This window comes from Natrarchaeobius oligotrophus (assembly GCF_003841465.1).
GTDB lineage: Archaea > Halobacteriota > Halobacteria > Halobacteriales > Natrialbaceae > Natrarchaeobius > Natrarchaeobius oligotrophus.
In genome coordinates, this window is record NZ_REFZ01000002.1 from 409,893 (window position 1) to 429,297 (window position 19,405).

A 19,405-nucleotide genomic window follows, 5' to 3' on the forward strand; every position below is an offset into this window, starting at 1 on the left:
GATCGAAACCAGGTACTCGACGATCGGCCGGCGAAAACGTGGAGGAACGAAACTGGAGGTCGAAGCAAGACGATCAATTTTGGAGGACGAAACGAGAGGGCGGTCGAACGAGGAATGCGATCAGACTAACTCAGGTTCGACGAACCGATCTGGTGGATCGCGATCGTGACCACGAGCAGGAAGCCAGCGATCAGGATTCCCATCGCCGACAGCTGCGGGTAGTTACCCTGCACGCCGAGTTCGAAGAGGAAGGGAGCCAGTAGCGGCACGTTCGCCGACTGGAGCAACAGCGAGATGGGGAGTTCCTTGAACAGGAACGCGAATCGGTAGGTCGCGATGGCGTGGATGGTCGCGATGATCAACGGCATCAGGATCGTTCGAACGCGACGGACGCGGCCGGCCCCCGAGATGGTCGCCGCCTCGAGCAGTTCGTTCTGAATCTGCTGGACCGAGGGGGCGACGACGCGGATCGTTGCGGGGAGGAACCGGGTAATGTACGCGAGGATGACGATCGCGATCGTGCCGTAGATGCCGATCGGGAAGATGACGAGGAACAGAACGATGAATCCGAGCGCGAGCGAGACGGACGTCATCGCAAGCGGCAGGAACGAGAGGTAGTCGATGGTGCGCTTGTACGCGAGGTCGGACTTGTTCACGATCCAGCTGATACCCACGGCGGCTGCGACGACGACGACCGACGCGATGCCGGCGGCGAGAAGGCTGTTCCAGGCCGCCGACCACGTGGACCTATTGTAGAGAACGTCGAGGTACGGCTGAGCGGTGAATCCCGGGTGTTCGCCGTTGAACAGCGCGGGGATCGTGATCGGGTACGGAGAGATCGAGCCGTAGAACATCGTTACGACCGGGATAATGGCCATGATCGTGAGCAAAAACGCGATGAACCCGGAGAGGGCGTATCGCGGCCCGCGGCTGAGTTCGATCGGCGCTTGCTTGAACGCGCTTCCGCTCACGGTTTCGAACTTGCCGGTTTTCCCCAGTTCGCGCTTGTAGAGATAGAAGACGGGGAGCGCGACGAGAATGAGAATCGTTCCGTCGACGAACGCTGCGCCGTACTCGATCGGGAACTCGTTGACGCCGTTGTAGATCTGCAGTGCCAGCACGGAGATTCCCTCGGGCTGGCCGATCATCAGCGGCACGCGCAGACTGCCGAGGGTGATGACGAGCGTCAACAGGTACGCCGCCAGGATACCCGGCTTGAGCAACGGCAGCGTGATCTTTCGCGTCGTGTAGAGGATTTTACCGCCACTGACGCGACTCGCCTCCTCGAGCGAGTTGTCCACGTTCGCGAACATCGGCATCAGAATGATAAGACAGAGCGGCACGAGAAACACACCCTGGACGACCATCATTCCGGGGAGGCTGTAGACGTCGAAGTTAAACGGAAGGAGTGCCGTGTACAACCCGTTCCGGCCGAGGAGACGGATCCAGACGCTCTCCCAGACGATCGGCGGCAAGAAGATCATACTGAAGATCGAATAGTAGTAGACGCGACCGAACGGAATGTTCGTCCGGGCGATCGCCCACGCGATGAAGACGGCGATCACGGTCGTGAGCGTCGCAGAACCGATCGCGAAAACGACGGTGTTGAAGATGATCTCCGAACTGGCGCCGGCCTCGAGCCAGTTGTTGAGCGTGAACTCGGAGACGAGATCGATTCCGTCGGCGAAGAAGCTGATACCGATCGTCACGAGTATCGGAAGAATCGTGAAAAACGAAAGGACGAACAGTATCAGCCCCCCGTAAATTTTCGATCGGTTCGATCTGAACTGGTCTTTTATCGAAGTATTTACACTCATTTGGACTAGGGCTCTGTTCGTAGACAGTGAGGAGTTCGTATATCTATTTTACGGGATAGAAGCGAACCGAGTCGATTACGAGGTGAGGTCCAGACCGATCAGATCCTCGACCCGCTCGTTGTACTCGTCCGCGTCCTCGCGTCCGATCGTGATGGTGATCGGCGTCTGATCGGATTCGTCCCAGCGCTGCTGGACGTGATCGTGACCGTATCCGAATCCTTCGCGTGCGGGGAGCGCACCGCCGTTGATCGCCTGGCTGGCCTCCTGACCCTCCGCGCTCCCGACCCACCGGGCGAAGTGCTTCGCCGTCTCGAGGTTCGGTGCCTCCTGCGGGACGTTGATAACCTGGGAGTGCATTCCGGTCGGTTCCGGGAAGTGGAGGTCGAGGGGCGCACCCTCGTCGATCGGACCGGAGGCGTACATGCCCCAGATGTACGCCGAGAGGTCGTTCTCGCCGGAAAGGACGGAGTCGACCATCGTTCCGCCGCCGGAGAGGTACTGCGGACTGTTATCGTCGAAGTCGACAATCCACTGTTCGGCCTCCTCCACGGTGTCGAAGTGCGCTTCCATCAGCCGCAGGACGTAGTCCATCGTAAACGGCTGGGTGCAGATGCGACTCTCCCAGTCGGAACCGGTAATGTCGTCCCACGTCGTCGGCGTCTCCGAAACGGCGTTCGTGTTGTAGATGAACGATCCGATCTGGTTGATGTGGGGAACCGACACCTCCCTAATGTCGTGACCGATCGCGTCTTCCCACGCCTCGGCCATCCCGTCGTGATGCCACAGCTCGTCGATGTCCTCCTGGTCGAGTTCGACTTCTGCGGGAATGTCGCGCTCGTGGAGCACCCAGGTCGAGGTGTCCAAGGAGGCGATGACGTCGACGTCGTACTGCTCCTGTTCCCACTCGGAGACGTACTGGAGGTTCGGCTGCGGACCGCCGAGCGTCACGACGTTCAGGTCGACGCCGGAGGACGACTCGTAGGCTTCCTGGACCGAATCGAACGGAATGTTCGTGTACACGGTGAGTTCGTCGGCGAGTTCGTCACCCGCGGATCCGGTCGTCCCACCGTTCCCGTTTCCGTTCCCGTTCCCGTTCCCGTTTCCGTTCCCGTTCCCGTTCCCGTCTCCCGTACAACCGGCGAGGCCGGTCGACAGGAGTGCTCCACCAACAATGCCACTGTTTCGAAGGTACTGTCTGCGCTTCATGGTATAGCGCTCTACCTCTCACAGAGAAAGGACACTCACATAAATATAATGGTTAATATGCGACAGATGACCGATGAAGATGATACCGTTCCCCACAGTATGGCGGGGAAGACGAGAGTTCAGAGAGCGACCGAGCAACCAGTACGCGTAAACGTACGGAGCGAAGTGACTCAACGCGAGGTCGTACAAACGCGTGTCAGTCACAATAGGCAGACAGCTCCCAAGTCTGCCGGTACTGTCGGTTCCGCTCGCGGTGATCGGCGGTCTAGCGATTCGATTCGGCGCGCCGCTCGAGCCCGCCGGCGCGACGATGCTCGCCATCACCGCCTTCTGTATCGTCCTCTGGATCGGGAACCTGGTTCCGCCCGCGTACACGGGAATACTCTGTCTCGGAATCGTCGGGATCGCGTTCTCGATGGATCTCGCGCTCGTGGGGTTTCAGTCACCCGCCACGTGGCTCATCGCGTTCGGGCTTGTGATGGGCGAAGCGACCCGACGAAGCGGACTCGCCGAGTGGACGAACCAGTGGATCGTCGACCGGTGTATGCCGGTTTCACCGGCGGCCAACCCACATCAGACGTATCGTCGCCTCCTCGTCGGCCTGTCGATCGGCGCATTTCTCCTCACGCTGATCGTTCCCGTCGCGATCGTTCGGGTGCTCGTCCTCGCGCCCATCCTGCTCGAAGCGGGAGAGCGGTTCGACTCGAAGCGAGCCGGACTCGGGCTCTTTCTGGGGCCGCTGTTCGTGACCCACTACGGAACCGCCGCAGTCCTCACGGGCGGATCGCCCAACATCGTCGTCGTCGGCATCCTCGAGTCGATCACCGGGGTGACGATCACCTGGACGGAGTGGTTCGCGTTGATGTTCCCGGTGATGGGAGTCGGACGGCTCCTCGTGATCGTCGCCGTCGCGTCTCTCCTGTATCGGCCGGAGCCCGACCTCCAAATCTCAAACGTCGAAAACGAGGTGCGCGCGATGACCGGAACCGAACGACGGATGCTCGTGTTCTTGCTCGCCGGCGTGGCCGTGTGGGCGAGCGACTTCCTCCACGGACTTCACCCGGTATACGGTGCGCTTTTCGTGGTCGTGCTCTCGTTTCTGCCCGGAATCGGGGTCGTCGAGTTCGAAGGGACCCTCGAGGACGTGGACTTCTCGATCCTCTTTTTCATCGCCGCCGTCTTCGCGATCGGCGACGGACTCGCCAGGACCGGCGTCGCGGACCGGCTGGCCGAGGGGCTGTTGACGATCGTTCCCGAAAACGCGCCCCTCGTCGTCGTCCTCGGAATCGTCCTGCTGATCATGATCGGGCTCATGTTCGTCGTGGAAGAACTCGCCGCCGCCAGCGTCGTTACGCCGATTTTCGTCTCGTTCGCCACGGATGCGGGGATTCCGGTGACGCCGATCGTGCTGACGGAGGCGATGGCGTTCGGATTGCACGTGTTTCCCTACCAGTCGGCCGTCCTCGTCGTCATGCTCGCCTACAGCATCGCCGAGCCGAGAGAGCTTATCCGAATGGCGGCCGCCTGCACGCTCGCAATCGTCCTCCTCCTCGTTCCGATACAGCTCGCGATCTTCGGCTGGATTTTCTGATCGATCGGCTCCGACTTGCTTCGCGCGTGGCTGTAACGCCGTCAGCCACCGACAACTATATCCGAAGCCGATCGATCGTACTCACCGATGCGAACGAGTAGCAATCACCGTTTCGGACGGCCGACACTCGACCACGTCGAGTCGATCGCTGACGACCTCGGGTTCGCGCTTTCGGCGGACGAACGGGCGGCCTATCGGGAACTCGCGGTCGGAGCGATCGAGGGTCTCGAGCCGGTCGCGCGGACCCCGTCGTTCGATCCCGGTCTCGAGCCCGACCGACTCGACGGTCGTGAACGCGGCTATCGACCGAGGAACGACGACCCGCTAAACGCGTGGATCACGAGGTGTCGCGTCGAGGGTGCAAAGAGCGGACCGCTCGCTGGCGTCACCGTCGGCGTCAAGGACTCGATCGCCGTCGCCGGCTACGAGATGACCGCCGGCTCGCGGGTGCTCGAGGGCTTCGTCCCGAAGATCGACGCGACCGTCGTCTCGCGGCTTCTCGACGACGGTGCGACGATCGCGGGCAAGCTCAACATGGAGAGTTTCGCCTGCTCCGGCCGCGGCGACCTCTCGGATTTCGGCGCGGTCGCGAACCCGCACGACCACGATCGGCTTCCGGGAGGATCCTCGAGCGGGTCGGGTGCGGCACCCGCCAACGGCGACTGCGACGCGGCGCTCGGCACCGATCAGGCGGGCTCGGTCAGAATTCCGAGTTCGTGGTGCGGAATCGTCGGGCTGAAGCCGACGTACGGTCTCGTCCCCGCGACCGGCGTCCTCCCGTTGGAACTGAGCCTCGACCACGTCGGTCCGATGGCACCGTCCGTGGAACGCGTCGCCCGACTCCTCGAGTCGATCGCCGGCCTCGACGCCGTCGACGGCATCCCGCTCGATCAGCGACAGTCGCCGTCGATCGGGGCCGACTCGTACGTCGACGCGATCGGATCCGACGTCGACGGGCTGTCGATCGCCGTCCTCGAGGAGGGGTTCGGCTGGGAGAGCTCCGAACCAGCGGTCGACGACGCGGTTCGCGACGCGGCGGCGACGTTCGAGGAGTTCGGCGTCGACTGTGAATCGGTCTCCGTCCCGCTGCACCGCGACGGCGTGAGCGCGTGGGCGGCGATCGCGACGCAGGGGATGAGCCGGCTGCTGGACGACGGAGGTGTCGGAACGAACCACACCGGCTGGGCCTGGACCCGCCTCGCTCGACGGCTGCAATCCGTCCTCGAGTCGCGAACGGACGAGCTTCCCCCGGCGATGAAACGGACCCGGATCGTCGCCGCGTTCCTCGAGGAGGCGTACGGAGCGGAACCGTACGCGATGGGGCGAAACGTCGGGCTGGCGCTCCGGCGGGCGTACGACGAGGTTCTCCGCGAGTACGACGCGTTGCTCCTCCCGACGACGATCACGCGCGCGTTCGAACGCACGGAAACGTTCGACCTGGTCGAAGCGCTCACCCGAGAAGTCACGACGATCCACAACACGTGCCCGTTCAACGTGACCGGCCATCCGGCTCTGTCGGTCCCGTGTGCGAAGCCCGACGGACTGCCGGTCGGTGCGATGCTCGTCGGATCCCAGTTCGAGGAATCGACCCTGCTCTCGCTGGCGGCCGCATTCGAGCGGGAAACGACCTGGGAAGACAGGTAGCCGACGCGCCGTCCATCGGGTGACGATCGACGCGTCTCCACCGCCGTGACGGGGTCCGAAACAAAGATTTATTATAATCATAGGGAGACGTCTTACGTAGGCATGGTATCAGTTGACATCGAAAAGGATTGGAACCACCTGTACATCGACGGGGAGCGGCGAACGCCCGACCGCGAGACGATCGAAGTCGAAAATCCGGCGACCCGAGAGGTGATCGCGGAGGTGCCGGCCGGAACTGCTGGCGACGTCGACGACGCGTTCGCCGCGGCGGTCGAGGCCCAGCGAGAGTGGCGGAACCGTCCGCCCCAGGAGCGCGCGGAAGTCATTCAGTCCGTGCTGCACGAACTCCACGAGTGCGAAGACGAGTTCGCCGAGCTGCTCGTCAGGGAAGCAGGTAGCACGCAGCTGAAAGCCCACGTCGAACTCGAGGTCCTCGCGTCGGGAATGCTGGCCGAAACCGCGAGCTTCCCGACCCGCTCTCAGGGGACGAAACCGGAGTCCGTCATCCCGGGCAAAGAAAACGAAGTTCGGCGCGAGCCGGCCGGCGTCGTCGGCATCATCTCGCCCTGGAACGTGCCGTTTCACCTCTCGATGCGCGCGGTCGCACCCGCGATCGCGCTCGGAAACGCGGTCGTACTGAAGCCGGCCGAGGAGACGTCGATCAGCGGCGGGCTGGCGATCGCGGAGCTGTTCGAAGCCGCCGGGCTGCCGGAGGGTCTTCTGAACGTCGTCCCCGGGTGGGGTCACGAGGCGGGCGACGCGCTCGCGTCCCACCCCGACGTCGACGTAGTTTCGTTCACCGGCTCGACGGCCGTCGGCAGAGAGGTCGCGAAAAACGCCGTCGACAACCTCGCGCTGCCGGCGCTGGAACTCGGCGGCAACAACGCACACGTCGTCCTCGAGGACGCGGACCTCGACCGGGCCGTCGACGCGGGCGTCTTCGGCTCGTTCATGCACCAGGGACAGATCTGCATCTCGATCAACCGTCACCTCGTCCACGAGTCGCTGTACGACGAGTACGTCGAGCGGATGGTCGAGCGCGCGGCCGCCCTGGAGGTCGGCAACCCCGTCGATCCGGAGGTCGACATCGGGCCGGTGATCAAAGAAGAACAGCGCGACAAGATGCTCGAGTTCGTCCGCGAGAGCGCCAACAGCGGAGCGACGGTCGAGATTGGCGGAACCGCCGACGGACTGTTCGTCGAGCCGACGGTGCTGTCGGGCGTCTCGAACGAGATGCCCGCCGCCTGCAACGAACACTTCGGACCGATCGTCCCCGTGATCCCCTTCGAGAGCACCGAGGAGGCGATCGAACTCGCGAACGACACCGAGATGGGGCTGTCGGGATCGGTCCACGGCGAACTCGAGCACGCTCGGTCGGTCGCCGAGCGGATCGAAACGGGAATGATCCACGTCAACGACCAACCGATCAACGACGAACCGCACGTCCCGTTCGGCGGCGACAAGGCCTCCGGCATCGGTCGGTACAACGGCGAGGAGATCATCCGCGAGTTTACGAAACAGAAGTGGATCTCCGTCCAGCACGACGAACGCGAGTATCCGCTGTAATCGGCCCGCTGGATTCCGCTCAGACGTCTTTTTTCGCGAACCGAATGCGATCGCCCGAGCCGACGAGCCAGCCGGTATCCATAACAGTAAAGCCGGAGGGCGGACGATACACTGTCGATGAGCGAGCAAGTGTCGAAAGAGAGAGCTGTATCGATCGACGGCGACTGGGACGCGATTTTCGTCGACGGCGAGTGGCGAACGGTTCCGGATCGCGACCGGATCGACGTCGAAAACCCCGCGACGAGGGAGGCGATCACGCAGATTCCGAACGGGTCGAGCGAAGACGTCGACGACGCCTACGAAGCGGCCGTCGACGCCCAAACGGAGTGGGCACGGACGTCGCCGGCCGAGCGAGCGAAGGTCGTCAGACGAGTTGCGGAACTGCTTGACGAGTACGAAGCGGAAGTTCGCGAAATTCTCGCGGTCGAAGCGGGTAGTGCACCGCCGAAACTCGACATCGAACACGGCGGCGCCGTGACGTTCGTCCACGACACGGCCTCGTTCCCGTTCCGGATGTCGGGGCGACACAACCAGTCGAAGATCCCTGGCAAAGAGAACATCGTCCAGCGCGATCCCGCGGGCGTCGTCGGCGTCATCAGCCCGTGGAACGTGCCGCTGAAGCTCGCGATCCGGGCCGTCGCGCCCGCGATCGCCCTCGGGAACAGCGTCGTTCTCAAGCCGCCGACCGAGACGCCGATCTCGGGCGGGCTCGTGATTGCACGCCTGTTCGAGATGGCCGGCCTCCCCGACGGCGTCCTCAACGTCGTCACCGGCCACGGTTCGACGACCGGCGATCGGGTCGCATCCCACCCCGACAGCGACGTGATCGCCTTTACGGGTTCGACCGGCGCGGGACGACACGTCGGAGAGAACGCGATCAACCACTTCGCGCTTCCTGCGCTGGAACTCGGCGGCAACAACGCACACGTCGTTCTCGATGACGCCGACCTCGACGACGCCGTCGCCGCCGGAACGTTCGGTTCGTTCTGGCACCAGGGGCAGGTCTGCATCTCGATCAACCGCCACCTCGTCCACGAGTCGGTCTACGACGAGTACGCAAAACGGCTGACCGAGCGCGCGGCCGAACTACCGATTGGCGATCCGCGCGACGAGGAGACGGTGATCGGTCCGATCATCAACGAGTCCCAGCGCGACGAAATCGTCGACTACATCGATCGGACGGTCGAGGAAGGGGCGACGCTCGAAACCGGCGGCGACTACGACGACCTGTTCGTCGAGCCAACGGTGCTCACGGGCGTCACCAACGACATGGCGGCGGCGTGCAACGAACACTTCGGACCCGTCGCACCCATCATCCCGTTCAGTTCCGACGAGGAAGCGATCGAACTCGCGAACGACACCGAGTACGGACTGGCCGGCTCGGTTCACTCGGCCGACCGCGGTCGCGCCCGCGACGTCGCCGATCGGATCGACGTGGGAATGATGCACGTCAACGATCAGCCGGTCAACGCCGAACCGCACGTGCCCTTCGGCGGGAAGAAAGCCTCCGGCGTCGGCCGCTACAACGGCGACTGGATCATCGACGAGTTCACGGAAGTGAAGTGGACGTCGATCCAGCGGGAATCGCGCGACTACCTCTTCTGATCGGCTCGACCCGCGTCTCGCCTTTTCGAGCGCGACCGGCTGCCACCGCGTTCGATACGGAGTTTGACAGTATCCGGTGAGACTTTGAGGGATCTCTTCGTAGCTACGGCGTGATGTTACACGCAACCGGATCACTGTTGACGATCGACGTCGGCGACCGATCCGTCACGACGACCGACATCGACGACGAACTCGCCGCGTTCATCGGCGGACGGGGCGTCGCGACCAAGCTGGCACACGACCGCATTCCGTTCGACGCCGATCCGCTCGGCGCGGACAACCGGCTCTATTTCGCTTCGGGGCCGCTTCAACAGTCCAACATGAGTTTTACCGGCCGAATGAGCCTCACGGGCCTTTCGCCGCTGACCGACGGACTACTGTCGTCGAACGCCGGCGGCTACCTCTCGCGGAACTTCGTCGCGACCGGTCACAGCGTCGTCGAGATCGTCGGCGAGAGCGACGAGCTGCTCGCGATCCACGTGACCGACGAGGGCGTCGAGTTCGAACCCGTTCCCGAACTCGAGGACGCGGGTGTGCCTGCCGTCACCGACGCGATGAACGACCGCCACGGTCTCGAGAGCGAGCACCTCGTGACGATCGGACCCGCCGGCGAACGCGTGGTGCGGTTCGCGTCGGTGATGACCTACGACGAACGCGCGTTCGGCCGCGGCGGACTCGGCGCCGTGATGGGAGCGAAAAGCGTCAAGTGCATCTCCTTCGACGGCGACTCCGCGCCCGCCCTCGAGTTGCCCAACGAGGACCTCCACATGGAGGTCCACCGCGAGGCGGCGACCAGCGACGACATCATGCGTCGCCAGGGGACGACGAACCTGACCGAGTTTCTGAACGACGAGTTCTCCCTGCCGACGCGGTACTACTCGGAACTCGAGTTCGAGGGCGCTGCCGACATCGGCGGCAACGCCGTCGAGGAGAAAAAATACGAGAAAGCAGCGTGTTCGGTCTGTGCATTCGCGTGTAAGCTGCCGACTCGGGACGAAGAGACGGGCCTCGAAACCGAAGGCCCGGAATTCGAGACGGTGTTCTCGTTCGGTTCGAACTGCGGCGTCGACGACGTCGTCGACGTGATGAAGTCCAACGAACTGTGTGACCGGTACGGGATGGACACGATCTCGTGTGGCGTCACCGTCGCCGCCTATCTCGCGGCCAACGACGAGTTCGGCAACGCCGAGCTCGTCCACGATCTGGTCGAGCAGATCGCCTTCCGCGAGGGTGACGGCGACCTGCTCGCCGAGGGCGTCGCCCGCATCCACGACGAGCTCGGGGTCGAAAACTGGGCGATCAAAGGGCTCGAGCACGCCGCCCACGACGGCCGCGTCGTGCAGGGACAGGGGCTGTCCTACGCCGTGGCGAATCGCGGCGGCGACCACATGTACTCGACGACGATGATCCCCGAGTACCACGGAAAGATAGATCCCGAGGGGACCGCCGGCAAGGCCGAGCACGTGATCCGAAACGAGAATCTGAACGCGTTGCGCGACAGCGGGATCATCTGTCAGTTCGGCGTCGGCCGTGCGGTGGAGGACGATCGGTTCGAACGGCTGTTCGACGCCGACTTCCAGGACCTCCTTTCGGTCGGCTCGCGGGTGGTCGAACTCGAGCGTCACTTCAACAATCAGCGCGGCTTCGACGGGGAAGACGACTGGGTTCCCTACGACCTCCCCGACCTCGAATCGTCGCTGCAGGAGTACTACGACGAACGGGGGTGGAACGACGACGGAACCGTGCCGGCCGACCGCGTCGACGCCATCGCGGGATCGGACTGAGTTCCGTCGAGCGGTTCGCTCGACCAGACGCTCTTTTCAGGTGCTCCCGCCTTCCGCGGGCGGGTACGCGCGGACCGTATCGCCGTCTTCGACCGGGGTCTCGAGTCCGTCCTGGAGCCTGACGTGTCTCGAATTCACCGAGACGTTCATCGTCTCACGAAGGTCGCCGTCCGAAAACAACAGTTCGCCCAACTCGGGATGATCCACCGCGATCGACTCGAGGACGTCGCCGACGGTAGCGTCCGTCGAGACGTCGTGGGTGATCGTCTTTCGACCGACCGCCTCGCGAAGCGGTCCGTAAAAATCGCACGTGATAGCCATGATCGGTGGTTGCCGTCCCACAGTCTTATACTGTTCGTCCACTCGAGCAACTGCAGCACCACCCAGTCGAACTGGTGAAACCGGCGGTGAGGGAACCGGAACGGCTTGCGTGTCTTCAATAGTATTAAATACTGTTACTCCGATTAATACCCACATGCCGGTTGATGCAGCAATAGTGGGTCCTGGCAATATCGGGACCGACTTAATGTATAAGATACTCGATAGAAGTGACTCGATTAATCTCCAGCGGATGATCGGTATCTTTCCGGTCGAGGAGTCGGAGGGACTCCAGGCGGCCGTCGACGAGGGTATCGACGTCGGAACGGACGGGATCGACAGCGTTCGAGAGTACGCAGACGAGTTCGACGTGGTCTTCGAGGCGACGAGCGCGAAAGTCCACGAACAGCAAGCGCCGGTGTACCAGGAACTCGGACTGTTCGCGATCGACCTCACGCCCGCGGCGGTTGGACCGTACACCGTCCCGGCCGTCAACCTGGACGACGTGATCGACACCGAGGACAACATCAATATGGTCACCTGCGGCGGACAGGCGACGATTCCGCTCGTCCACGCGGTCGACCGCGTCGCGGACGTCGAGTACGCCGAGATGATCTCGACGATCGCCTCGAAAAGCGCCGGACCGGGGACCCGCAAGAACATCGACGAGTTCACCCAGACCACCGCCGCCGGCCTCGAGGACGTCGGCGGCGCCGACGAAGGGAAGGCGATTATCGTTCTCAATCCCGCTGAACCACCGATCATGATGCGCAACACGGTCTACACGAAAGTTCCCGACACGACGGACATCGAGGACGTACGCGACTCGGTCGACGACATGGAAGCGGAGATCCAGTCGTACGTCCCCGGATACGAAGTGACACTCGACCCGGTCGTCAAGGACCAGGACGACGTCGGCTTCGACCTGGGAGACTCGATCGTCGTCACGACGATGCTCGAAGTCGAAGGAGAGGGGCAGTACCTGCCGTCGTACGCCGGAAATCTGGACATCATGACCAGCGCAGCCCTCGGCGCCGCCGAACGCATCGCAACGCAACCGGCCGAAGCGAACCCGATCGGGGGTGGTATCGATGACTGACGCCGACGTTCGCCTGGTCGACATGACGCTTCGGGACGGAATGCACGCCGTCGACCACCAGTTCACGCCCGAGGAGATGGCCGAAATCGCGAGCGCGCTCGACGACGCCGAGATGGACGTCGTCGAGATGTCCCACGGCGATGGCATGGGCGGCTCGTCGATCAACTACGGATTCGCGGCCGCAGACACCGGCGAGTACCTCGACGCGGTCGTCCCCGAACTCACGAACACGAAGCTATCGGTCCTGCTGTTGCCCGGCATCGGAACCGTCGAGGAACTCGACCTCGCGGTCGATCGCGGCGCCGACATGTGTCGGATCGCGACCCACGTCACGGAGGCCGACGTTTCGGCCGAGCACTTCGAGTTCGTCACCGACCGCGGACTCGAGGCGAACGGATTGCTGATGCTCTCGCACATGGCTTCGCCCGAGACCGTCCTCGAGCAGGCACAGCTCATGGAGGAGTACGGCGCCGATGCCGTCTACGTGATGGACTCCGCGGGCGCGATGTTACCCGACGACGTCCGCGAACGCGTCGGTCTGCTCGCCGACGAACTGTCGATCGAGGTCGGCTTTCACGCACACAACAACCTCGGGCTCGGCATCGGTAACACGCTCGCCGGTATCGAAGCCGGCGCGACCACGGTCGACGGCTGTCTCCGCGGGCTCGGCGCAGGCTCGGGCAACGCGCAGATGGAAGTGCTCGTTGGCGTCCTGAAGAAGGCGGGCTACGACGTCAATCCGGACTTCTTCGGCGTCATGGACGCCGCGGAGGACGTGCTCGTTCCGATGCTCACCGAGGACACGATGCCCGAACTCGACAACGACTCGCTGGTGCTCGGCTACGCGGGCGTCTACTCGTCGTTCCTTCGTCACACCCGCCGCGTCGGCGAGCGCTTCGACCTCGACCCTCGAGAGATCCTCGTCGAGCTTGGCGACATCGGCGTCGTCGGCGGCCAGGAGGACATGATCACTGACGTCGCCGCACGGATGGCCGACGACGACGAACCGACGGCCGCCGAATCCGAATCGGACGACTGACCCGGTTTCCATCGTCGCCGGACGGTACTCGTTTTCTCGATTTCCACCGACCGGACAGCGACGGCGCTAGAGGTGCCACCCGAAGTGACTGGAGACGACGATGCGTCTCCCGTCGTGTGGCCCGTCGTTCGATCTCGAAGGTGCCAAAATATCCGCGTGGAAGCGACGTAGGGTCCCGTCGTACGATCTGTTGTAACGTCGAACGGGTGCAACCGCGACGCCCCGTCCGGCGGATCTACCGAAACCGACGGACAGCAGTCCGCGTCACTCGAACTCCTGGACCAGTTCGATCCCGTAGCCGTCGGGACCCTCGAGGAACGCGACCCGGGCGTTCGCCCCGTCGGAGTCCAGCGGACCGCGCTCGAGGGTGCAATCGGTTTCCGCGACGAGCCGTTCGACTTCGGCGTCGGTGTCGTCGACCGCGATGGCGATGTGGTCGATGCCGGTCGGCTCCGGCACCCCCCGTTCCGGATCGTGCTTCAGTTGCAGTTCGACGCCGTTGTCGCCCGCGACGTACACGTTGCGGGCACCCTCCCCGCTGACGAACTCTCGCGTCTTCTCGAGACCGAGATCGTCGACGTAGAACGAGAGCGTTTCCTCGATGTCCGATACCCAAATCGCACTGTGGATGACGTCCATACGCTCCGATTCCGGCACAACGCAATAAAATAACCGGATCTACTCGTCGTCGATCATCGTCGTCACGACGGGACAGTCGGCCGAAAGCAACACGGACTGAGTCACGCTTCCGAACAGCGCCTTGCCGACCGGAGTCCGTTTTCGGCCGCCGATGACGAGGTAGTCCGCCTCGAGTTTCTCGACTTGCTCGACGATGACCTCCGCGGGGTTTCCGACCGTTCCGATCGGCTCGATCGAAAAGCGATCCTCTACGACGTCGTTCGCGACGCGGGAGGCGATCCGTTCTGCACCCGAGACGGCGTCGTCGAGATAGTAATCGTCCTGTTCGTCCATCAACTCGCGCGCCCTGTCTTCGGTTACGACGTAGAGGACGGCCAGCTCCGTTTCGTACGCCTGGGCCAAGTCGTAGCCGACTTCGACCACGCGTCGGGAGTCTTCGCTGCCGTCTACCGCTGCAAGTATTCCCATACGATGACGTCTCGGGCGGCCATAATAAAACAACCGCCGAACCCGTTCTCGACGCTACGGGTTCACGGCCGCGTCGGTGGATCGGTCGAGCGTCGAGGACGTGAGCTTTATGTGATGGCTGTCCGTTGCTGTGGATGGTCGACCGATGAAAATCGACGCATTCACGCACGTACTGACGGAGCGGTTCTACGAAACGTTGCTCGACGAACACGGCTTCCAGGGGCTCAGCGGCTCACCGTCGTTTCTCTGGGACCTCGACCGGCGACTCGAAGACATGGACGAGTTCGGCATCGACAAGCAGGTGCTCACGATCGCACTGCCGCCGATCTGGCAGGGTATGGACGACGAGACGGCGCTGGAACTGACGAAACTCGCGAACGACGAGATCCGACGCATCACCGACGAACACCCGGAACGGTTCGTCCCCGTCGGAACGATTCCCAAGGTCAACGACGAGTTCATCGACGAGTTCGACCGGTGTGTGAACGACCTCGACATGGTGGGGATCCAGATTTTCTCGAACATCGACGGCGAGCCGCTCGACAGACCGCAGTTCGATCCGCTGTTCGCGAAAGCCGACGCCGAAGACGCGCCGCTGTGGCTGCACCCGCAACTCCACGAGTGGTACGAGTGGGCGAGCGAGTACATGGATCACCGACTGTTCGGCTGGCCGTTCGACACGACGCTCGCGCTGTCTCGGCTCGTCTTCGGCGGCGTCACCCAGAAACACGACTTCGACGTCGTCGCACACCACGGTGCCGGTATGATCCCGTACTTCAGCGGCCGGATCGACGGTTTTTACGAGACTCGCCAGCAGTACCCCGACAACTACGCCGACACCGATCTCCCCGACCTCGAACAGCCCGTCAGCGACCACTTCGCGGAGTTCTACACCGACGCCTGTCTCGGCAGCAGCGTCGCCGCTCACGAGTGTGCGTACGACTTCTTCGGCGACACGCTCGTCTACGGCACCGACTATCCGTTCGGACCGGGCCGAGGACGGGCCGGAATCGAAAACGGGATCGCCGCCGTCGAAGCGATGGACGTCGACGACGCGGATCGCGAGGGAATTTACGCGGACAACCTCCTCGAGTTGATCGACTGACCGGTTCGTCGAACCGAGCCGTCCACGACGGTCCACCGTCGGTTCGGCGAGACGTCGTCGCGAATCGGCCAGGAAAACAACTAAATAACATACCTACAAATAGCTCCGTCAAGCCGCTATCGAGGGTCTGTACCCGGAGAAATCAAGTATGCGGCTGCCATCGACTCTACCATGAACACGAACCAACCGATCGCCAAACTCGGTCACGTTGCGATTCATACGCCCGATCTCGACGAATCACTCTGGTTCTTCGACGAAGTACTCGGACTTCACGTCGTCGAGCGAGACGACGACACCGCGTATCTACGCGGACAGCGCGACTGGGAGCATCACACGCTGAGCGTCACCGAGTCCGGAAAGAAAGGCGTCGACCACATCGCGTTGCGAACGACGAGCTCGGAGGCGCTCGACCACCTCGCCGAGCGGTTCGAATCCGAAGGGACGGACGTCACCTACGTCGACGCCGGCGAGGAACCAGGGCAGGGTGAAGCGATCCGCGTCGAGAAGTTCGGTCATCCGTACGAGTTCTACTACGACGTCGATAAGCCGGACGCACCCGAGGGACAACGATCGGGACTCAAAAACCGCGTCTACAGCGAGGCGGTCGCAAACCGGATCGCACCGCGGCGAATCGATCACGTCCACGTCCAGGATCCCGGCGGTACTGCGAAAGAACACGCCGCCTGGCTCCAGGAGGCACTCGGTTTCCAGCTGAACGAGTGTTACCGTGGAACCGACGACGAACTCTGGGGCTGGTGGTTCGCCGTGACCGCGCTCCCACACGACCTCGCGATCCACCGCGAACCCGCCGACTCGTCGCCCGGGTTCCACCACCTCTCGTACCACCTCGACAGCTTCGACGACCTCTGGAACGCCGCCGACATCCTGAGCGAAGTCGGTATCGAACCCGACGGCGGTCCCGGCCGCCACGCGATCACTCGAGCGGACTTTCTGTACGTCTCCGATCCGGCCAGCGGGTTCCGCATCGAACTGTTCGCTGGACCGGGCTATCTCAACTTCGAACCAGACTGGGAGCCGATCGAGTGGACCGAATCGGACATCGGCGGCGAAAACAACCACCAGTGGGTCGGGGAAGGTCCGTCCTGGGAAGGGACGAGCTACCCCGACGCGTAACCGGCGTTCGACTGGATCGTCGAACGGGACGACGACTGATCGCGAAACTTTTTCCAGAGCTCCGACCATGGCGTCACGGCGGTCAGCGGAATTCATCCGGTGCCGGAAAGGCGGTACCATTAAATAAACCGTCGCTAATATCGAGACACAGATGAGCCTCAGTGAGGACAAACTGGACGAATTCGCAGAATCGCTGTACGACGCACAGGAGAGCGGATCGCCGATCCCGCCGCTGACCGACGACGAGGAGTTCTCCGTCGCCGAGTCCTACGAGATTCAATCCCGCGTCGTCGACCGCCTCCGCGGTGACGACGGCGGGATCGTCGGGCACAAACTCGGTCTCGTCAGCGAGGCGAAACAGGAACAACTCGGCATTCAGGAGCCGATCTTCGGCTACGTTACGGACGATACCGTCCTCGAGGGACCGACGATCCCGAGCGAGTCGATGATCTCGCCGCGGCTGGAAGCGGAGATCGGTCTCGTCCTCGGCGAGGACGTTCCCGCACCGGCCACCGCGACGGACGTCCTTTCGGCGACGGAAGCCGTCGTGCCGGTCGTCGAAATTCTCGAGAGCAGGTTCCAGGGCTGGTCTATTCCCTCCGCACAGGACGTGATCGCTGACAACACGTCGGCCGGTCGCATCTTCGTCGGCGAGCGTCTCCGTGACGTCACCGACGTCGATCTGGCGATGGAGAGCGTCGTCATCTCGGTCAACGGCGAGGTCGAAGCCACCGGCGTCGGTGCCGACATCATGGGCCACCCCGCCCGAGCCGTCTCGTGGCTCGCGAATCGTCTCCCGGACGTCGACGACGGACTCGAGGCGGGCGAGTTGATCCTGACCGGTGGTATCAACGCCGCGATCGACATCGAGCCCGGCGACGTCTACAACGTCCAGTTCGCGACCATCGGAGACATCGAGCTTCGGGCCGAATAGCTCCGTTTTCGCGGACGGTATGCGATTTTCGAACGATCTACTGGAGAGTCGGGTTTGTTCTCGTCCATCGGTACCAATGGCTGTGGGAACATTTATATTACTCCACATCCGTTTCGTGCGTATGGCGGACACGAAACTCCGATTAAAGAATATACGAAAGACGTACGGTGAGACAGTTGCTGTCGATGATCTCTCCCTCTCGGTGGAAGCCGGCAAGATCAAAACGTTGCTAGGTCCCTCGGGCTGTGGAAAGTCGACGACGCTTCGCAGCGTCGCCGGGCTCGAGACGCCGGACAGCGGTGAGATCTACATCGATGGCGAGCTGGTGTTTTCCGATGAGGTGAACGTCGCGCCCGAGAACCGCGGCATCGGGATGGTGTTTCAGTCCTACGCCGTCTGGCCGCACATGACCGTCGAGGAGAACGTCATGTACCCGCTCAACGTCCAGAAGATCGGAACTAAAGAGGAACGTCGCGAGCGGACCCACAAACTGCTCGAGTCGATCGGAATGGGCGATCACACGAATCACCTGGCGTCGAACCTGAGTGGCGGCCAACAACAGCGCGTCGCCGTCGCGCGCGCGATGATCCTTGAACCGGAGATCATCCTCTTCGACGAGCCGCTCTCGAATCTCGACGCTAAACTTCGGCGAACGATGCGCGCGGAGATCAAGAATATCTGCGAGGAGTTCGACATCACGATGCTGTACGTGACCCACGCACAGGACGAAGCGATGTACCTCTCCGACGAGATCGCGATCATGAACCAGGGCGAGATCGTCGAAGAGAACGATCCCCTCAACATCTACAACAACCCGAAAAAGCACTTTACGATGGATTTCATGGGATTCTCGAACAGCATTCACGGTCGGGTAACAAACGCCGGCGGGTCGACGACGATCGACGTCGGTGCCAGAGAGTACGCGTTTGGCGATCTGAACGGAAAAGTGGAGACGGGCGACGACCTCACGGTCTGTTTCCGACCCAAACACTGTCAGGTCGCCGCCTCGCCGGAGAACATCGGAGACGACGAACTCGTCTTCCGCGGAACGATCAGCTCCGAATCGCTCACGCGGGACTACATCGAGTACAACATCGACTGCGGCGAGTTCGACGTTCTCTCCCGGTCGATCGACACGGCCGTTCACGGCGTTCTCGCCGACGTCGGTGACGAGGTCGTCGCAACCGTCGACAAGAGCCGCGTCAGAGTCTACGACGAGCGGGGCGACCAGGTCGCCCGAACGGAAGGGATAGCGGAAGAAGCCGAGACGGCCGACGTTTCCGACTCCGTCGCGTAATCGTCGTCGGCTTCGGCGGCCGAACGAGACCGGTACTCAGCTTTTCCGATACGCCACGCGATCAGTCGACGTTCCGGGTACTCGCGTTCACCGTCCGATAGACGAACTCGACCGATCCAACGCGGTGATCGAATCTGTGTACGACCCACTCGTTTTCAT

Annotated in this window: 16 protein-coding genes; 11 read left to right on the forward strand and 5 right to left on the reverse strand. The window is 62.8% G+C overall.

Annotated features, from left to right (window positions below):
• Window positions 1-125: 125 nt before the first annotated feature.
• Complete coding sequence (locus EA472_RS04640) at window positions 126-1,817, reverse strand: ABC transporter permease (protein WP_124190337.1); 1,692 nt, start codon at window positions 1,815-1,817, stop codon at window positions 126-128.
• Between the two features lie 75 nt (window positions 1,818-1,892).
• Window positions 1,893-3,023 carry an extracellular solute-binding protein gene (locus EA472_RS04645; protein WP_124190338.1) on the reverse strand — a complete coding sequence of 377 codons (1,131 nt, stop codon included), beginning with the start codon at window positions 3,021-3,023 and terminating at the stop codon, window positions 1,893-1,895.
• Between the two features lie 193 nt (window positions 3,024-3,216).
• On the opposite strand from EA472_RS04645, the gene EA472_RS04650 reads away from it, so the two are divergent.
• The 5 genes from EA472_RS04650 (at window position 3,217) to EA472_RS04670 (ending at window position 11,213) form a co-directional block, all read left to right on the forward strand.
• Complete coding sequence (locus tag EA472_RS04650) at window positions 3,217-4,614, forward strand: SLC13 family permease (RefSeq protein WP_124190339.1); 1,398 nt, start codon at window positions 3,217-3,219, stop codon at window positions 4,612-4,614.
• 87 nt (window positions 4,615-4,701) lie between these two features.
• Window positions 4,702-6,258 (forward strand): amidase, encoded by a 1,557-nt coding sequence (locus EA472_RS04655; protein ID WP_124190340.1) that lies wholly within the window; start codon window positions 4,702-4,704, stop codon window positions 6,256-6,258.
• Window positions 6,259-6,360: 102 nt separating this feature from the next.
• Window positions 6,361-7,824 (forward strand): aldehyde dehydrogenase family protein, encoded by a 1,464-nt coding sequence (locus tag EA472_RS04660; RefSeq protein WP_124190341.1) that lies wholly within the window; start codon window positions 6,361-6,363, stop codon window positions 7,822-7,824.
• 117 nt (window positions 7,825-7,941) lie between these two features.
• Window positions 7,942-9,429 (forward strand): aldehyde dehydrogenase family protein, encoded by a 1,488-nt coding sequence (locus EA472_RS04665; protein ID WP_124190342.1) that lies wholly within the window; start codon window positions 7,942-7,944, stop codon window positions 9,427-9,429.
• Window positions 9,430-9,542: 113 nt separating this feature from the next.
• On the forward strand, window positions 9,543-11,213 hold the full coding sequence (locus tag EA472_RS04670; RefSeq protein WP_124190343.1) for an aldehyde ferredoxin oxidoreductase C-terminal domain-containing protein: 1,671 nt from the start codon (window positions 9,543-9,545) through the stop codon (window positions 11,211-11,213).
• A 36-nt stretch (window positions 11,214-11,249) separates the two neighbouring features.
• On the opposite strand, the gene EA472_RS22365 is transcribed toward EA472_RS04670, so the two are convergent.
• Window positions 11,250-11,534 carry a ubiquitin-like small modifier protein 1 gene (locus EA472_RS22365; protein WP_165874821.1) on the reverse strand — a complete coding sequence of 95 codons (285 nt, stop codon included), beginning with the start codon at window positions 11,532-11,534 and terminating at the stop codon, window positions 11,250-11,252.
• Window positions 11,535-11,688: 154 nt separating this feature from the next.
• Here EA472_RS22365 and EA472_RS04680 point away from each other — a divergent pair, with 154 nt between their 5' ends.
• Window positions 11,689-12,630, forward strand: a complete 942-nt coding sequence (locus EA472_RS04680) for an acetaldehyde dehydrogenase (acetylating) (RefSeq protein WP_124190345.1) — start codon at window positions 11,689-11,691, stop codon at window positions 12,628-12,630.
• The gene (gene dmpG, locus EA472_RS04685) at window positions 12,623-13,669 is read left to right on the forward strand and encodes a 4-hydroxy-2-oxovalerate aldolase (protein WP_124190346.1); all 1,047 of its coding nucleotides are present in this window, start codon (window positions 12,623-12,625) and stop codon (window positions 13,667-13,669) included. The genes EA472_RS04680 and dmpG overlap by 8 nt, the downstream gene beginning before the upstream one ends.
• 264 nt (window positions 13,670-13,933) lie before the next feature.
• On the opposite strand, the gene EA472_RS04690 is transcribed toward dmpG, so the two are convergent.
• Complete coding sequence (locus EA472_RS04690; RefSeq protein ID WP_124190347.1) at window positions 13,934-14,308, reverse strand: VOC family protein; 375 nt, start codon at window positions 14,306-14,308, stop codon at window positions 13,934-13,936.
• Between the two features lie 39 nt (window positions 14,309-14,347).
• Window positions 14,348-14,776 carry a universal stress protein gene (locus EA472_RS04695; RefSeq protein ID WP_124190348.1) on the reverse strand — a complete coding sequence of 143 codons (429 nt, stop codon included), beginning with the start codon at window positions 14,774-14,776 and terminating at the stop codon, window positions 14,348-14,350.
• Between the two features lie 145 nt (window positions 14,777-14,921).
• On the opposite strand from EA472_RS04695, the gene EA472_RS04700 reads away from it, so the two are divergent.
• The 4 genes from EA472_RS04700 to EA472_RS04715 all read left to right on the forward strand — a co-directional run bounded on the left by EA472_RS04700 (window position 14,922) and on the right by EA472_RS04715 (window position 19,246).
• Window positions 14,922-15,881 carry an amidohydrolase family protein gene (locus EA472_RS04700; RefSeq protein ID WP_124190349.1) on the forward strand — a complete coding sequence of 320 codons (960 nt, stop codon included), beginning with the start codon at window positions 14,922-14,924 and terminating at the stop codon, window positions 15,879-15,881.
• 171 nt (window positions 15,882-16,052) lie between these two features.
• The gene (locus tag EA472_RS04705; protein ID WP_124190350.1) at window positions 16,053-17,015 is read left to right on the forward strand and encodes a VOC family protein; all 963 of its coding nucleotides are present in this window, start codon (window positions 16,053-16,055) and stop codon (window positions 17,013-17,015) included.
• Window positions 17,016-17,166: 151 nt separating this feature from the next.
• Window positions 17,167-17,949 carry a 2-keto-4-pentenoate hydratase gene (locus EA472_RS04710; RefSeq protein WP_124190351.1) on the forward strand — a complete coding sequence of 261 codons (783 nt, stop codon included), beginning with the start codon at window positions 17,167-17,169 and terminating at the stop codon, window positions 17,947-17,949.
• 121 nt (window positions 17,950-18,070) lie between these two features.
• Window positions 18,071-19,246 carry an ABC transporter ATP-binding protein gene (locus EA472_RS04715; protein ID WP_165874822.1) on the forward strand — a complete coding sequence of 392 codons (1,176 nt, stop codon included), beginning with the start codon at window positions 18,071-18,073 and terminating at the stop codon, window positions 19,244-19,246.
• Window positions 19,247-19,405 lie beyond the last annotated feature (159 nt).

Coding starts and splice junctions, on each gene's coding strand:
- EA472_RS04680 (WP_124190345.1), top strand. CDS start 11,689: ATGCCGGTTGATGCAGCAATAGTGGGTCCTGGCAATATCGGGACCGAC.
- EA472_RS04670 (WP_124190343.1), top strand. CDS start 9,543: ATGTTACACGCAACCGGATCACTGTTGACGATCGACGTCGGCGACCGA.
- dmpG (WP_124190346.1), top strand. CDS start 12,623: ATGACTGACGCCGACGTTCGCCTGGTCGACATGACGCTTCGGGACGGA.
- EA472_RS22365 (WP_165874821.1), bottom strand. CDS start 11,534: ATGGCTATCACGTGCGATTTTTACGGACCGCTTCGCGAGGCGGTCGGT.
- EA472_RS04710 (WP_124190351.1), top strand. CDS start 17,167: ATGAGCCTCAGTGAGGACAAACTGGACGAATTCGCAGAATCGCTGTAC.
- EA472_RS04645 (WP_124190338.1), bottom strand. CDS start 3,023: ATGAAGCGCAGACAGTACCTTCGAAACAGTGGCATTGTTGGTGGAGCA.
- EA472_RS04695 (WP_124190348.1), bottom strand. CDS start 14,776: ATGGGAATACTTGCAGCGGTAGACGGCAGCGAAGACTCCCGACGCGTG.
- EA472_RS04640 (WP_124190337.1), bottom strand. CDS start 1,817: ATGAGTGTAAATACTTCGATAAAAGACCAGTTCAGATCGAACCGATCG.
- EA472_RS04715 (WP_165874822.1), top strand. CDS start 18,071: ATGGCGGACACGAAACTCCGATTAAAGAATATACGAAAGACGTACGGT.
- EA472_RS04660 (WP_124190341.1), top strand. CDS start 6,361: ATGGTATCAGTTGACATCGAAAAGGATTGGAACCACCTGTACATCGAC.
- EA472_RS04690 (WP_124190347.1), bottom strand. CDS start 14,308: ATGGACGTCATCCACAGTGCGATTTGGGTATCGGACATCGAGGAAACG.
- EA472_RS04665 (WP_124190342.1), top strand. CDS start 7,942: ATGAGCGAGCAAGTGTCGAAAGAGAGAGCTGTATCGATCGACGGCGAC.
- EA472_RS04655 (WP_124190340.1), top strand. CDS start 4,702: ATGCGAACGAGTAGCAATCACCGTTTCGGACGGCCGACACTCGACCAC.
- EA472_RS04700 (WP_124190349.1), top strand. CDS start 14,922: ATGAAAATCGACGCATTCACGCACGTACTGACGGAGCGGTTCTACGAA.
- EA472_RS04705 (WP_124190350.1), top strand. CDS start 16,053: ATGAACACGAACCAACCGATCGCCAAACTCGGTCACGTTGCGATTCAT.